Origin of the sequence: Hwangdonia sp. (genome assembly GCF_048381975.1) — a bacterium.
Classification (GTDB): Bacteria; Bacteroidota; Bacteroidia; order Flavobacteriales; family Flavobacteriaceae; genus Hwangdonia; species Hwangdonia seohaensis.
In genome coordinates, this window is record NZ_JBLWYT010000008.1 from 96,268 (window position 1) to 111,773 (window position 15,506).

Annotated in this window: 16 protein-coding genes; 15 read left to right on the forward strand and 1 reads right to left on the reverse strand. The window is 36.0% G+C overall.

Features of this window, described 5'->3' with window-relative positions; all coding sequences use genetic code 11:
• Window positions 1–25 precede the first annotated feature (25 nt).
• The 5 genes from ACN5J7_RS14205 (at window position 26) to ACN5J7_RS14225 (ending at window position 6,225) form a co-directional block, all read left to right on the forward strand.
• On the forward strand, window positions 26–2,551 hold the full coding sequence (locus tag ACN5J7_RS14205; RefSeq protein ID WP_418604413.1) for a PIG-L family deacetylase: 2,526 nt from the start codon (window positions 26–28) through the stop codon (window positions 2,549–2,551).
• A 114-nt stretch (window positions 2,552–2,665) separates the two neighbouring features.
• On the forward strand, window positions 2,666–4,483 hold the full coding sequence (locus tag ACN5J7_RS14210) for a sodium:solute symporter (RefSeq protein ID WP_418604414.1): 1,818 nt from the start codon (window positions 2,666–2,668) through the stop codon (window positions 4,481–4,483).
• Window positions 4,461–5,450: a Gfo/Idh/MocA family oxidoreductase gene (locus tag ACN5J7_RS14215; RefSeq protein WP_311938966.1), complete on the forward strand. Its 990-nt coding sequence runs from the start codon at window positions 4,461–4,463 to the stop codon at window positions 5,448–5,450. The genes ACN5J7_RS14210 and ACN5J7_RS14215 overlap by 23 nt, the downstream gene beginning before the upstream one ends.
• Window positions 5,451–5,561: 111 nt before the next feature.
• Window positions 5,562–6,035 (forward strand): hypothetical protein, encoded by a 474-nt coding sequence (locus ACN5J7_RS14220; RefSeq protein WP_418604415.1) that lies wholly within the window; start codon window positions 5,562–5,564, stop codon window positions 6,033–6,035.
• On the forward strand, window positions 6,025–6,225 hold the full coding sequence (locus ACN5J7_RS14225) for a helix-turn-helix transcriptional regulator (RefSeq protein WP_311938970.1): 201 nt from the start codon (window positions 6,025–6,027) through the stop codon (window positions 6,223–6,225). The genes ACN5J7_RS14220 and ACN5J7_RS14225 overlap by 11 nt, the downstream gene beginning before the upstream one ends.
• Window positions 6,226–6,487: 262 nt before the next feature.
• On the opposite strand, the gene ACN5J7_RS14230 is transcribed toward ACN5J7_RS14225, so the two are convergent.
• On the reverse strand, window positions 6,488–7,333 hold the full coding sequence (locus tag ACN5J7_RS14230; RefSeq protein ID WP_418604416.1) for a DUF2911 domain-containing protein: 846 nt from the start codon (window positions 7,331–7,333) through the stop codon (window positions 6,488–6,490).
• 281 nt (window positions 7,334–7,614) lie between these two features.
• Here ACN5J7_RS14230 and ACN5J7_RS14235 point away from each other — a divergent pair, with 281 nt between their 5' ends.
• The 10 genes from ACN5J7_RS14235 to ACN5J7_RS14280 all read left to right on the forward strand — a co-directional run bounded on the left by ACN5J7_RS14235 (window position 7,615) and on the right by ACN5J7_RS14280 (window position 15,484).
• Window positions 7,615–9,345 (forward strand): APC family permease, encoded by a 1,731-nt coding sequence (locus ACN5J7_RS14235; RefSeq protein WP_418604417.1) that lies wholly within the window; start codon window positions 7,615–7,617, stop codon window positions 9,343–9,345.
• Window positions 9,346–9,656: 311 nt separating this feature from the next.
• Window positions 9,657–11,084 carry an SDR family oxidoreductase gene (locus tag ACN5J7_RS14240; protein WP_418604418.1) on the forward strand — a complete coding sequence of 476 codons (1,428 nt, stop codon included), beginning with the start codon at window positions 9,657–9,659 and terminating at the stop codon, window positions 11,082–11,084.
• 143 nt (window positions 11,085–11,227) lie between these two features.
• Complete coding sequence (locus ACN5J7_RS14245; protein WP_418604419.1) at window positions 11,228–11,452, forward strand: hypothetical protein; 225 nt, start codon at window positions 11,228–11,230, stop codon at window positions 11,450–11,452.
• Between the two features lie 170 nt (window positions 11,453–11,622).
• A complete protein-coding gene (locus ACN5J7_RS14250; protein ID WP_311938977.1) occupies window positions 11,623–11,838 on the forward strand; it encodes a hypothetical protein in 216 nt (71 codons plus the stop codon).
• 25 nt (window positions 11,839–11,863) lie between these two features.
• Complete coding sequence (locus ACN5J7_RS14255; protein WP_418604420.1) at window positions 11,864–12,547, forward strand: SDR family NAD(P)-dependent oxidoreductase; 684 nt, start codon at window positions 11,864–11,866, stop codon at window positions 12,545–12,547.
• Between the two features lie 17 nt (window positions 12,548–12,564).
• On the forward strand, window positions 12,565–13,083 hold the full coding sequence (locus ACN5J7_RS14260) for a glutathione peroxidase (RefSeq protein ID WP_418604443.1): 519 nt from the start codon (window positions 12,565–12,567) through the stop codon (window positions 13,081–13,083).
• Between the two features lie 4 nt (window positions 13,084–13,087).
• On the forward strand, window positions 13,088–13,264 hold the full coding sequence (locus ACN5J7_RS14265; protein WP_418604421.1) for a Lacal_2735 family protein: 177 nt from the start codon (window positions 13,088–13,090) through the stop codon (window positions 13,262–13,264).
• On the forward strand, window positions 13,251–13,712 hold the full coding sequence (locus tag ACN5J7_RS14270) for a TspO/MBR family protein (protein WP_418604422.1): 462 nt from the start codon (window positions 13,251–13,253) through the stop codon (window positions 13,710–13,712). Before ACN5J7_RS14265 ends, ACN5J7_RS14270 begins: the two co-directional genes overlap by 14 nt.
• A 4-nt stretch (window positions 13,713–13,716) precedes the next feature.
• Window positions 13,717–14,178 carry an SRPBCC family protein gene (locus tag ACN5J7_RS14275; protein WP_418604423.1) on the forward strand — a complete coding sequence of 154 codons (462 nt, stop codon included), beginning with the start codon at window positions 13,717–13,719 and terminating at the stop codon, window positions 14,176–14,178.
• A 1-nt stretch (window position 14,179) separates the two neighbouring features.
• Window positions 14,180–15,484, forward strand: a complete 1,305-nt coding sequence (locus tag ACN5J7_RS14280) for a cryptochrome/photolyase family protein (RefSeq protein WP_418604424.1) — start codon at window positions 14,180–14,182, stop codon at window positions 15,482–15,484.
• Window positions 15,485–15,506: the final 22 nt, after the last annotated feature.

Sequence of the window (15,506 nt, forward strand, 5' to 3'; positions counted from 1 at the left end):
TTGGTTTTTAGCTAACAAAATAATCATGCGAAAAAACCTAATTTCTATATTTATAATATTTATTTCCTGCACGTTTTTACATGCTCAAAAACCCAAAACCCCTTCCTCTTCAGAGATATACCAATCTATTCAAAAACTCAATTTTTTAGGCTCTGTTTTATATGTAGCGGCACATCCGGATGATGAAAATACACGCCTCATTTCATACATGTCTAACCATGTAAAAGCGCGAACAGGCTATTTATCGTTAACACGTGGCGATGGCGGGCAAAACCTTATTGGCCCAGAACTTAGAGAGCTTTTAGGCGTTATACGAACCCAGGAATTATTGGCAGCAAGACGAATTGATGGCGGCGAACAATTTTTTACCAGAGCAAACGATTTTGGCTACTCCAAAGACCCGGAAGAAACTTTATCCATGTGGGATAAAAACGAGGTTTTAAGCGATGTGGTTTTGGCCATTCGTCAATTTAAACCAGACATCATTATTAACAGGTTCGACCACCGGACTCCGGGTACAACACACGGGCACCATACCAGTTCTGCCCTATTAAGTTTGGAAGCTTTCGATCTCGCAAACGATAAATCCGCTTTTTCTGATTTACTAAAAGCCGCTAGCGTCTGGCAACCGAAACGTTTGTTTTACAACACAAGCTGGTGGCGTTATGGCAGTAGGGAAGCGTTCGATAAAATTGATAAAAGCAATATGATTAGCGTTGATGTGGGCACCTATTATCCGCTTAAAGGGTTATCAAATAACGAAGTTGCCGCTTTGGCAAGTAGCCAACATTTATGCCAAGGTTTCGGACGCTTATCACAACGTGGCTCGCAAGAGGAATATATCGAACTTTTAAAAGGCGACCCATTAACCGATGACGACAATATTTTTGCTGGTATTGATACCTCATGGAATCGTGTAAAAGGCGGAAAAGCCATCGGTGATATTTTATATGAAGTTGAAAAAAGCTTCAATTTTAACAATCCATCACAACACATTCCGCAATTGCTTGAAGCTTTTAAAATGCTTCAAAACATTGAAAACACCCATTGGAAAACCCAAAAATCAAAAGAGTTAAAAGCCATAATTGAAATGTGTGCAGGTTTGTATTTAGAAGTTTCTGCCGATACCAATTGGGCTACCCCAAACGAAAAAATAAATGTGGACATTGAGGTGTTAAACCGCAGTAATCTCTCCATAAATTTGGTGAGTTTGAACAATTCAGGTGATTTGAATATTTCAAAAAACATCGCATTAAAAAACAATGTGAAATACAATTTTAAAGAAGTTATAAAAATCGATAAAGATGAAAGTCCCACCACACCATATTGGCTAAGTGAAAAGGGCACTTTGGGCATGTATAAAGTTAACGACAGCAAATTAATAGGCCTGCCCGAAACACCTCGGTTTTACAATATCGACTTCAATCTTTTAATCAATAACGTTCCTTTAACCATCACAAAACCCATAGTTCACCGTTACTCAAAACCGGAAAAAGGCGAATTATACAAACCTTTTGAAGTCATTCCTGAAGCATCGGCCAAAATCACCGAAAAAGTTATCATTTTAGACAATGACAAACAACGCGACATAGCCGTGGTTGTTAAAGCGGGAAGAGACAACCTTGAAGGATCTGTTGAAGTTTGTCATCCAAACGATTGGAGTGTTTATCCTAAAAATCAAAAAGTTAACATTAAGCATAAAGGCGAAGAACAAACTCTTGTGTTTACCGTTATTCCGCCTAAAAACGAGAGCGAAGGCTACATGAGCCCAATAGTTACAATCAACGATAATTTATACACCAAAGAACTTATTGAAATAGATTACGACCATATTCCCTTTCAAACCGTTTTATTACCCAGCGAAAGCAAAATTGTACGCTTGGATATCAAAAAGAAAGGTGAAAATATTGGATATATTCAAGGTGCCGGCGATGTGGTTCCCGAAAGTTTACAGCAAATTGGATACAATGTGTTAACTATAAAACCAGAGGATATCAATGCCGAAATGCTCAGTAGATTTGATGCTATAGTGTTTGGTATCAGGGCTTATAATGTACTTGATGATATACAATTTAAACAACAACAACTATTCGATTTTGTTAAAAATGGTGGCAATATGATTGTACAATACAACACCAGTCGCGGAATAAAAGTTAACCATTTAGCGCCTTACAATTTAAAGTTATCACGGGACCGCGTTACGAATGAAAATGCCGAAGTCCGTTTTTTAAATCCCGAGCACCCTATTCTTAATTATCCCAATAAAATCACACAAAAAGATTTTGAAGGCTGGACCCAAGAGCGCGGTTTGTATTTTCCTGATGATTGGGCTAACGAATTTACGCCAATTCTTTCCATGAACGATAAAAATGAATCACCAAAAGATGGCAGCTTATTGGTTGCCAAATACGGAAAAGGCCATTATATATACACAGGATTAAGCTTTTTTAGGGAATTCCCAGAAGGGGTTTCCGGAGCTTACCGATTATTCGCCAATATGCTTTCCATCGGTAAAGAAGATTTAAAACTAGAAGCTAAACTAAACGATTAAATATGACAGAAGACAAACCGGAAAAACAACCTTGGCTCAAGCTTTATTCTATAGTTTTAATTGCCAATGCCATTTACATTTTAGTGTTTTATTTAATCATGCAAGCGTTTTAATATGCAAACATTAAATTGGATTGATTGGGTTGTTTTAGCTGTTACACTATTTACTATTGTAGGTTATGGCACATGGAAAACAAGGGGCAGAAAAAGTGCACATGATTATATAAAAGGCGGCAGTACAACAAAATGGTGGACCATTGGTTTATCGGTAATGGCAACTCAGGCCAGCGCTATTACCTTTTTATCTACAACGGGTCAAGCGTTTTCAGACGGTATGGGCTTCGTGCAATTTTACTTCGGTTTGCCTATTGCCATGGTTATAATTTGTTTGGTTTTTATTCCGCTGTACCATCGCTTAAAAGTATACACCGCTTACGAGTTTTTAGAAAACAGATTCGATTTAAAAACCCGAAGCCTCACCGCTATTCTGTTTTTAATCCAACGTGGTTTAGCTGCAGGAATTACCATTTTTGCACCTGCCATTATTTTGTCGGTGGTCTTGGGCTGGAATATCACCTATCTTAATATCGCCATTGGCGTTCTGGTTATTATTTACACGGTTTCCGGTGGCACAAAAGCGGTTACGGTTACCCAAAAGCAGCAAATGTTTGTCATTTTTGCGGGCATGCTTGCCGCATTGTTTATTATTTTAAACTTAATTCCAGAAGACGTTTCGTTCACCAAAGCACTCGATATTGCCGGGGCAAGCGGACGAATGGACGTTTTGGATTTTTCGTTCGATTTAGAAAATCGATACACCGTTTGGTCCGGATTAATCGGCGGAACATTTTTGGCTTTGGCGTATTTTGGAACAGACCAAAGTCAGGTGCAACGCTATCTTTCGGCTAAATCGATGAAAGAAATGCAAATGGGATTGATTTTTAACGGCCTGTTAAAAGTGCCGATGCAATTCTTTATTTTGTTGGTGGGCGTTATGGTTTTTGTGTTTTATCAATTTAACCCTGCGCCATTAAATTTTATTGATTCGTCGACTGAAAAGGTTTTAACTTCGGAATATGCGCAGCAATATCAAAATCTTCAGCAAAGGCAAAATACACTTTTCGATGAAAAGAAAGCGTTAAGCATTCAGCTTTCAGAACATGATGATGATGAATTACGACAAGATTTATTCGTAATGGATAGCATTGAAAAAACACATCGTTTGGAGTCAAAATATTTGATAAAACGAGCCATTGATACCGCTTATGCCAATAAATACGACAAGTTAAATACCGAATTATTAGCCCTGGAAAACAACAAAAGCAGCGAGGCTTACAAAGAGAAAAAAGAAGAATTAAGGGCTTGGTATAACGAATCTGCAAAAGACACCCAAACCAACGACAGGGATTACATGTTCATCACTTTTATCTTAAAATACTTGCCTAAAGGTTTGATAGGCTTATTGTTGGCGGTTATACTTTCTGCTGCCATGTCATCGACCGCATCCGAGATAAACGCTTTGGCAACCATTACGTCCATCGATTTATACGGCAGAAACCTAAAAGAAGAAAAGGATGAAAAACACATGGTTAAAGTTACAAAACTGTTCACCTTACTTTGGGGAATAATAGCCATAATAATTGCTTGTTTTGCAAATCTAGCCGAAAATTTAATACAGCTCGTAAACATTATCGGGTCTATATTTTACGGTAATGTTTTGGGTATTTTCCTGTTGGCGTTTTTCTTTAAATTCATTAAAGCCAATGCTGTTTTTATGGCCGCATTAATTACACAAGCTATCGTTATAATTGGATGGTGGCTCGATTGGATGCCTTATTTATGGCTCAACTTATTCGGTTGTGTTTTAGTGGTTTTAATTGCATTTTCAATCCAACTTTTACAAAAGAACAATGAGAGAATCAACTCCAAATAAAACCATAAATTGGGGTATTATAGGCTTAGGCAATATCGCCAATAAATTTGTCCAGGATTTGTTAACGGTTGAAAATGCTAAACTTTACGCCGTTGCATCACGATCGTTGGACAAAGCAACCGAATTTGCTCAAAAACACAAAGCGAATATAGCCTATGGCAGCTACGAAGCTTTGGCAAAAAACCCAAATATTGATGCTGTTTATATAGCAACACCACACGTTTTTCATAAAGAAAACACGCTACTTTGTCTAGAAAACGGCATTGCTGTGTTATGCGAAAAACCTTTAGCGATGCATGTCGAGGAAGTGGAACAAATGATAGCGAAAGCCAAAGAAAAAAAGGTACTTTTAATGGAGGCGCTTTGGACTTATTTTTTACCGCATTATCAATTAGTATTAAAGGAAATAGCAAACAAAACATATGGTGACGTTTTAAAGTTGGAAGCCGATTTTGGGTTTAAATCCAATCACAGTAAAACCACTCGTGTTTGGGACAAATCTTTGGGCGGCGGCAGTTTATTGGACATTGGCATCTACCCTATTTTTGCAGCGCTATCTACTTTAGGAAAACCAAAACACATAAAAGCTGAAGCTACATTTGCCGACACGGAAGTTGACTCTAGTTGCGACATTGAATTTAATTACGATAAAAATGTTACGGCCATTTTAAAAAGCTCATTTTTAGAGGACACACCCACTGAAGCTAATTTTTATTGTGAAAACGGAATGATTAAAATCAATACCCGGTTCCATGGTCCAACTACAGTGAGCATAACCGATTTAAACGGCAAAGAAAAAACTATCGATTTTAATTGCAAAACCATTGGCTATAACTACGAAATTGAACATTTTAACAATCTACTCAGAGCACAAAAAACCGAAAGCGACATCATGACTTTTGCCTTTAGCAAACAGCTTATTAAAACTTTAGATGACGTAAGAAACCTAATAAATCTTCATTACTAACAACTAAAAAGACTAGTTATTATTACTTTAAGTTAATTTCATTTGTCTATATGTAAAGTTTGTTTTACTTTTGATTTATCAATCATATAAATCAAATTAAAACGAACAGTTATGAAAACAAATTATTTATTACCAAACAAATTAAAACCCCTAGGTTGGATTCTTTTTATAGGGGGAATTATTTCAGGACTTATTATTGTATTCTCCAATTACGAATACGAACCATTAAAAGCAAAAGTATTATCTATTTTTAATGAAGGCTTTTTAGGGTCTTCAGAAATGGAATACTTTAAGATTATTGAAACTGGCATATCCGGTGAATTGGCCTCCGTTGCCATTATAATAGGAGGTTTGATTATTGGTTTTTCAAAAGAAAAGGTTGAAGATGAATTTATATACAAGCTCAGAAAAGACTCTTTGGTATGGGCTATTATTTTTAATTATTTTATTTTGTTATTAACCATTGTTTTTATTTATGATCTTACTTTTTTTCATGTCTTGGTTTACAATATGTTTACGCCTTTATTGTTTTTTATTATCCGCTTCAACTTTTTAAAACTAAAATCGAGGAGCCATGAAGAATAATATAAAAGTACAACGTGCCATACACGATTTAACCCAAGCGGATCTGGCAAAAAAAATTGGCGTGAGCAGACAAACCATAAACGCCATGGAAAAGAATAAATATGTACCATCAACCGTGTTATCGCTTAAAATAGCAAAGCTTTTTAAAAAACCCGTGGAAGACATTTTCTTTTTGGAAGACAACGACTAACAAAACTAAAAAGAACCTGGGCAAGCACACGCGTTAACGATTGCAGCGACATCCTTTTTTAAAGACGTGAAAAGTACTTTGTATGAGCTAAAAATTTAACAGATGGCCACGTCGTTCCTCATCGCTATGACCTAAAAAAGATACAGCGGAAAGCGTGCTAAAACGCCCAACTACTCGATACAATTTCGATAAAAAAAGCGCAACGGTTTAAAGTTGCGCTATTTAATTTTTATAGAAAGCCTAAGACTCTAAGAAGCCTAATTTACATCGCGCCCCATTCGGCAAGCGAGTCTTTATTCATTTTTACGTAATCGGCATTTCCGGCTTTTTCTGCCGCAGCTAAAGATTTTTTAGCCGCTGCGATAGCGCCCGCTCTATCACCTGCTTTAGCGTAAATTAAAGATTTTTGCCTTAGCTGCCAAAAACGAGGATCATCGGTCATACTCATGGCTTTATCAATCCACTCTTTGGCCTTAGCAATATCTTTTCCTTCACTTAAATAATAGGTTGCCGCAGCATAATAATCGTTAAAACCCGGGCCGTTTAAAGTTTTTTCAATAGCCGCAGAAACAGCTTTATCGGTTGGCACCGTAAATGGAACAGCTACATAGGTTTTTTCCCAAATAAATTCTAAAGTTGCACTACTATTGGTGATGTTATTGATATCCATAGTAAAGGTTTCAACATTAAAAGGAATGGGGTGTACTTCAGCACTTACTCTGGCTGCAACCTTACTTTCATCTAATTCAGCAGGTGCACCGCCTCCGTTATAATCGGTATAAAAAACAACGTCCCAAGAATCTGCTTGAGGAATTGTAAAAATCGCATACGATCCCGCTTTAAGTGCTTGCCCATCTACAGCAACATCTTCGCTAAAGGTTATTTTCGTTCTGGCATTGGCACCCGTTCTCCACACTTTTCCGTAAGGCACTAAATCTCCAAAAACGGTTCTTCCTTTAACGCCAGGGCGAGAGTAGTCTAGGTTTACAGTCGTTAATCCAACCATTTGTTCCACCTTTGATGATGGACTTGGTTGTGGTGTTTCAATTTGCGCATTTACCGAATAAGCCAGGGTAAATGCCATTAAAATTAATAGTAGTTTTTTCATTTTTAGTTTTTATTAGTTATTTAAGTAGTCATTTATAATCCTATAAAATTACGCAATACAAATGCTTTTATTGTTAACAAAAGCTTAAAAAAACATGAATGTATTCTTAACTAATCGCGGTGATGTCAGCATTTCAACATGCATTTACTGCTTGATTAATACTGCTTGTATATTTACAAAACAGGTATTTGTTATTTGAATTAACTTCAAAATTTTTGGTTTTAATTTTATAAAAGAGCAATTATCTAATTACCTTTAGTATAAGATAAACTCAAAAACAGATGAAAAAAAAGCTTAATCAACTTGCGGCTACTGCAATTTGCGGCAATGATATTAGTTCATCCTGTTTATATGTTTCGGCTTTAGCTATTGTTTATGCTGGACAATATGCGTGGATTTCGCTACTTATGGTTTCCATCGTCCTTTTTTTATTTAGAAAAATTTATGGTGAAGTTGTTGGCGCATTACCGCTAAATGGTGGTGCATATAACGCTTTATTAAATACTACAAAAAAATCAACAGCTTCATTTGCTGCCGCATTAACTGTGTTATCCTACATGGCTACGGCTGTAATTTCGGCTAGTGAAGCCGTAAAATATACTCATGGTTTATGGGGCGGGATTCCTATATTGTATACCACCATACTTTTATTGGCCGTATTTATGGCCTTGGCAATTTCAGGTATTGGAGAATCATCAAAAGTTGCTATAGTAATTTTTGTTTTTCACCTCTGTTCATTGGTTACACTTTGTTTGTTCAGCATATACTTTCTTATCAACCATGGCTTTGATGTGCTTTATTCAAACTTTAAAGCGCCTTTAAAAGGCAGTATTACAATGGCTTTGTTTTTTGGCTTTGCAGCAGCCATGTTAGGCATAAGTGGTTTTGAAAGTTCTGCCAATTATGTTGAAGATCAAAAAAAAGGAGTGTTTCCAAAAACATTAAGAAATATGTGGATTGTAATAACCGTTTTTAACCCTTTGTTGGCATTTTTAGCTTTATCAATAATTCCTATAGCTACGATAAATGCAAATGAAGAAACCTTATTGTCTTTTATGGGCAACTTAACAGGTGGGCAATGGCTTTTATATTTAGTGTCCGTTGATGCAGCTTTGGTACTAAGCGGCGCTGTATTGACCTCGTATGTGGGTATAGGCGGATTGGTAGAACGTATGGCACTAGATAGGATTTTACCAAGTTTTTTATTGAAAAAGAACAAAAAAGGAAGTTCTTTTTTAATTTATATCACCTTCTTTTTGTTGTGCAGTTCTATTTTAATTATCACGCTTGGAGATTTAAAGGCATTGGCCGGTGTTTATACTATGGCGTTTTTAAGTGTCATGATTTTATTTGCTATAGGAAATGTGTTGCTTAAGGTAAACAGAAACAACTTGCCAAGGCCGGAACGTGCAGGTTGGATTTCAATCGTCATAGCCATTGCGGGCGTAGCCATTGCGTTATTGGGAAATATGATTCTAAACCCGGACTATTTAATCATATTTTTAGATTATTTGATTCCTACCTTACTGGTTGTAGGTTTTATGCTTTATAGAACAACCGTGTTAAAAGGGCTGTTATTATTTATTGATTACTTAACGTCTGAAAAACTAGCCATATTCAAAAGCCTGAGTTTCAAAATAAAAAAAGCTATTCATAAAATTAACAATCAACAATTTGTATTTTTTACAAATCATGACGATGTAGCCACTTTAAATAAAGTATTGCAATATATCTCTGCCAATGAAAACACAAAACGATTAAAAATTGTTGCCGTTTTGAATGAAGACAATCATATAGCTCCAAACCTAAGAAATGATGTACGGGTTTTAGATCGTGCATACCCCTTGATAAATATTGAATTAATTGAAGAAAAGGGGATTTTTGGTCCGGAAAAAATTCAAGAGCTATCCAAACGTTGGAACATCCCTATAAATTTTATGTTTATAGGATCACCTGACGAACAATTCGCATACCGCGTTGAAGAATTAGGGGATGTTCGATTAATCATTTAGCTCAGTTTTAAGTATGCAAGAGCATTACATGTCCGGACAGGTTTATTTTATAAGACAAAAATATTCTGTTTAACATTGTGTGTATTTTGTTAAACATTTTATATATTTGCTATCAATCATTTGCTGAATTTGAAACGTTTAGTTTCTAAATCAATGGGTATTGTATAAAAAACATGTCATTTGATATCAAAACAAGTTTTTTTAGCCTCAATAATTTAATATTCAACTTAAAAAACGAACAACCAGTTACCATAATACCATTCTGCTGATTTCTATTTTAACCCGAGGAATTTGCATCAAAATAAAAACAAATGAAAATTCTCGTTACAGGAGCAACAGGTTACATTGGCAAACGGCTAATACCTTTATTAATTCAAAATAAGCATCAGGTAATCTGTTGTGTAAGAGACAAACTTCGTGCTGATGAAAGCTATAAAAACGAATCGCAAATAGAAATTATTGAAGCCGATTTTTTAAAGCCCGAAACACTTAAAAATATACCCAAAGACATCGATGTGGCTTATTATTTAATCCATTCGATGTCCAATTCTTCCAAAGACTTTGAATCGTTGGAAGAAAAATGCGCAAAAAACTTTAAAACCTGTCTTGAAACCACAAAAGTAAAACAGGTGATTTATTTAAGTGGTATAACAAATGAAGAAGAACTCTCCAAACATTTGCGCTCCAGACAAAACGTAGAAAAAATTCTCGAATCAAACCACTACGCCACAACCATTTTTAAGGCAGGTATCATTGTTGGTTCGGGCAGTTCTTCTTTCGAAATCATTCGCGATTTAGTTGAGAAACTTCCTTTTATGATTGCTCCAAAATGGCTAAATACCAAAACACAACCTTTGGCGGTTCGAGATGTGCTAACCTTTTTAAGCGGTGCTGCGGGCCATAACAAACTTTACAATAAAACCTATGATGTTTTTGGCCCCGAAGTATTAACATATAAGCAGTTATTGCTTCAATTCGCAGAAGTTCGTAACCTAAAACGTTATATTTTAACGGTACCGGTAATGACACCAAAACTATCCTCCTATTGGCTGTATTTTGTCACTTCAACCTCGTATAAATTAGCCACATCGTTGGTTGATAGCATGGGTGTTCAAATTATTGGCAAACCCAGTAATATTAATGAAATTTTAAAGGTTAGCCCGTTAACTTACAAGCAAGCGGTTTCACTGGCATTCGAAAAAATTGAGCAAAATAGCATCATTTCCAGTTGGAAGGATTCCATGGTTAGCAGTGGCCGATTGCCCAACAATTTGCATAAATATGTTAATGTACCCAAATACGGCTGTTTTAAAGATTATAAAGAACGACCTGTGCAAAATCCCAATAAAACCATTGATAAAATTTGGGCCATAGGCGGTAAAAACGGATGGTATTACGGATCTTTTTTATGGCGCATTCGTGGTTATATCGATAAAGCTGTTGGCGGTATTGGTTTACGTAGAGGCCGTACAAACCCAACCGAACTCAATGCTGGCGATGCTTTGGATTTTTGGCGGGTCATTTTTGCCGATAAAACCCAACAAAAACTGTTGCTTTACGCAGAAATGCGATTACCTGGTGAAGCTTGGTTGGAATTTAAGATTGAAGAGGGTGTTTTAAAACAAACCGCTACGTTTAGACCGCGTGGGCTCTGGGGTCGACTGTATTGGTACAGCGTATTGCCGTTCCACGGATTCATTTTTAAAGGCATGATAACTAAGCTCTCCAAAACACAATAAGTTTTCCTTATAGTTCGATAAATATTTTTGTTTAAGTTTTAACATAACATATTAAACATTTTTTATATTTGTATCATCAAGTTTAAAATGTATGTTACAAAACATACCATTTTCAATATTTAAACAATTTAAAGACAAGAATTATGGAATTAATCAATAGAGCACTAGAGTTTGAACAACGAAAAATGAGATCGCTTTCAACATCAGATAGAGTAAAAATTTCGAGGGAAGCCAAAGCGTTAATTTTGGATTTAAACCAAGTATATAAAATTAAGAAAGACGAAAAAATTATGGATATAATGAAGCGTTTAACGGCTATTAAACGTAAAGTAGAAAAACGCTTGAAGGGAGCGCCATTAACAGCTTAATTTTTCAAATAATAGCGATTTTAAAAACCGTTTTAAACAAAATATATTAAATTTTATATAATATTTCTCTCTATAAAACATAAATGACGCAGATTTTATTATATTGTCGAATTGTGAAATATCTAACATAGATTCACACCAATATAATTCAAGATAAAATATTAAAAAATATGGAGATTATTGATAAAGCTTTAGAGTTCGAACAACGTAAACACACTTTTAAAACAACCAGTGAGCGTATCGAATCGTCTAGAGAAGTAAAAGATTTAATATTGAGTTTAAATGCCATTTATAAAGAAAATAAAGATCCTGAAATAATGGATTTAATGAAACGCCTAACGGTTATTAAACAAAAAATAGAAAAAAGACTAAAGGGCAGGCCTTAAAACAAAAAATGCCCTGAAACCATATATGAAAACAATAATTGTTATAGGTGGTAGTAAGGGCATTGGAAATGCCATTATAAATACATTAGTCAATTCCCACAAAGTCGCAAACATCAGCAGAACCGCACCAAGCTTCAAACATGCTAATTTAACACACTATTCCTGCGACGTTACCACAGAAAATTTACCAGAAATTCAACATGCCGACGGACTTATATATTGCCCAGGTAGCATCAATTTGAAACCCATTTCCAGATTAAGCATCACCGATTTTAAAAACGATTTTGAAATTAACGTTTTAGGTGCCGTAAAAGCTATTCAGCATTATTTACCCATCCTAAAAAAAGGCCACAAGCCTTCTATTTTACTTTTTAGCACTGTGGCCGCTAAACTTGGCATGCCATTCCACGCTAGTATTGCAACTTCAAAATCCGGCGTTGAAGGTTTGGTAAAATCGTTGGGTGCAGAACTTGCTCCAACCATACGCATTAACGCCATTGCACCTACCGTTACCAACACGCAATTGGCTTCAAAACTATTGCGAAATGATAAAATGATTGAAAACATAACCGAAAGGCATCCACTTAAAAAATTTTTAAACCCTGAGGAGGTAGCAGATATGGCAACCTTTTTAATGTCGGATAAAGCTGCCTCAATGTCTGGACAAATTTTCCAAATGGACTGTGGCATTGTAAGTTTTAAAATATGAATTTACTAAAAACTTTTATGGCTACTTTTTTTTCAAACGAAAACAAGGATAAAAAAATGATCATCGATTCTATTTATGATATTGAAATAAATTCACTTGAAGGCAAACCTTTAAAACTTTCAGAATTTAAAGGAAAACACATTCTTTTTGTAAATGTGGCTTCGCAATGTGGATTTACACCGCAATACAAAGCCTTACAGGAGCTGCATGAAGCCTATAAAAACAAACTACAGGTTATTGGCGTGCCTTGTAACCAGTTTGGGAGTCAAGAGCCTGGAAATGCCGAAAGCATAAAATCGTTTTGCGAAAAAAATTATGGCGTTAGGTTTTTAATCACCGAAAAAATTGATGTAAAAGGCAATAACCAGCACCCGCTTTATACTTGGCTAACTCAAAAAGAGAACAACGGACGCAAAAATTCTTCTGTAAAGTGGAATTTTCAAAAATATTTAATCGACAGCGACGGCAATTTAGTGGATTACTATTTTTCAAACACAAGTCCGCTAAGTTTAAAAATCACAAAACACTTAAAATAAAGCTATGTTCGGATTATTTAAAAAGAAAACCGAGGTCCAAAAACTTCAAAAAAAGTATGAAAATCTCATGAAAGAATGGCATAGGCTATCCAGTATAAACCGTTCGGAAAGCGATAAAACATACGAAGAAGCCGAAGCTATTGCCAAACAAATTGAAATTTTAAAACATGAAACTATTTAAATACATTATCGTTTTTTTAATTATCAATTTTGGTGCTTTGGCCATTGGGAGCTGGCTTATGGACAATGGTCCACAAAGCCATTGGTACATTAACCTAAACAAGGCGCCTTGGACACCACCAGGTTGGGTGTTTGGGGCTGCTTGGACCACCATTATGGTTTGTTTTTCCATCTATATGGCATACCTATACAAACTGTTGGGAACACCAAAAGTCCTCCTGCTTTTCAGTTTACAGTTTGTTTTAAATGTTATTTGGAATTATATCTTTTTCAATCTACATTTAGTTGGTTTGGGCTTAGGAGTTATTCTTGCATTAACATTTTTGGTCGCACTATTTTTAGTTTCATTCAGAAAAAAAATGAAAGTAAAAAGTGCTTTAATACTCCCCTATCTTATTTGGCTTTGCATAGCCACATCGCTTAACGCCTATATTCTCTTTTACAATTAATAAGATGAAAATTTACAGACTCCACAAAAAACAGAATTTACCCATAACCGTTGATGAAGCTTGGGGTTTTCTATCGAACCCTAAAAACTTAAAAACGATTACACCAGATTATATGGGGTTTAACATCCTATCCGGAGCTGATAGACCTATGTTTGCGGGTCAGATTATTCAATATATGGTAACACCCGTATTGGGGATAAAAACCAAATGGGTAACCGAAATCACCCATAGCGTTAACAAACAGTATTTTGTTGACGAACAGCGTTTTGGTCCTTATGCCCTGTGGCATCACAAACATTTTATAAAAAAAATTGACGGTGGTGTAGAAATGGAAGACATTATCGATTATAAATTGCCTTTCGGGATAATCGGGCAGTGGATTCATCCCTTTTTAGTTAAGCCTAAACTGGAAGAAATTTTTAATTACAGAACCAAAAAATTAGAAGAATTATTCGGCACGTATTAAAATGAAAGATACCATAAACATATTCTGGTTTCGCCGCGACTTAAGGCTTGACGACAATCACGGGTTATTTGAAGCTTTAAAAGGGCAACACCAAGTGCTCCCTATTTTTATTTTCGATTCTGAAATATTAGAAAAATTACCTGAAAACGATGCCCGCGTTACCTTTATTCACAACACCCTCCAAACTTTAAACAGCAAGTTAAAAAATGAGCATGACAGCGGTATAGCAATGTATCACGGTAAACCGATTGAAGTTTTTAAAAGAATTATTGCCGATTACAACATCAAAACGGTTTTTACCAACCACGATTACGAACCTTACGCCAAAACTCGCGATAAAAAAATTAAAGACTTTTTAAACGATAACAACATAGCGTTTAAAACCTTTAAAGATCAGGTTGTTTTTGAAAAAAACGATGTTGTAAAAAGCGATGGCACACCCTATCTGGTTTACACGCCCTATATGAAACGTTGGAAAGCAACCTTTACGGATAGCGACATAAAACCTTTCGATTCGGAAAAATTATTGGATCATGTGATTAAAGAAAAATCACTGCCAAATTTAAGTTTATCCGATATGGTTTTTAAAGCTTCAAATCAGCACATAGAACCCTATCAAGTCACTCCAAAATTAATACAAAACTACGAGGCCACACGTAACTTCCCCGCGCAAGATAGCACCTCACGCCTAGGCCCTCATTTGCGGTTTGGTACGGTAAGCATCCGCAAAATGATGCAAAAAGCCATAGCGGAGCCCCATGAGGTTTTTTGGCAAGAATTGATTTGGCGCGAGTTTTTCATGCAAATCCTTTGGCACTTTCCGCAGACGCAAACCCAGAGTTTCAAACCCAAATACGACCGCATGGTGTGGCGCAATAACGAAAACGAATTTAAAGCCTGGTGCGAAGGCAAAACGGGCTATCCCTTGGTAGATGCCGGTATGCGGCAATTAAATAAAACGGGGTTTATGCACAACCGGGTACGTATGTTGGTAGGTAGTTTTTTATGTAAGCATTTATTAATCGATTGGCGCTGGGGCGAAGCCTATTTTGCCGAAAAACTACACGATTACGACATGGCAAGCAACATTGGCAACTGGCAATGGGTTGCCGGTTGTGGCGTTGATGCAGCCCCATATTTCAGGATTTTTAATCCGACCACTCAAATTAAAAAATTTGATAAAAACTTGGAATACATTAAAACCTGGGTGCCCGATTTTCAGGAGCTCACCTACCCCAAGGAAATCGTAGAGCACAAAGCAGCACGCGAACGCTGTTTACGGGTTTACAAACAAGCGCTCCAATAACATCACAATGTATTTTTTATAA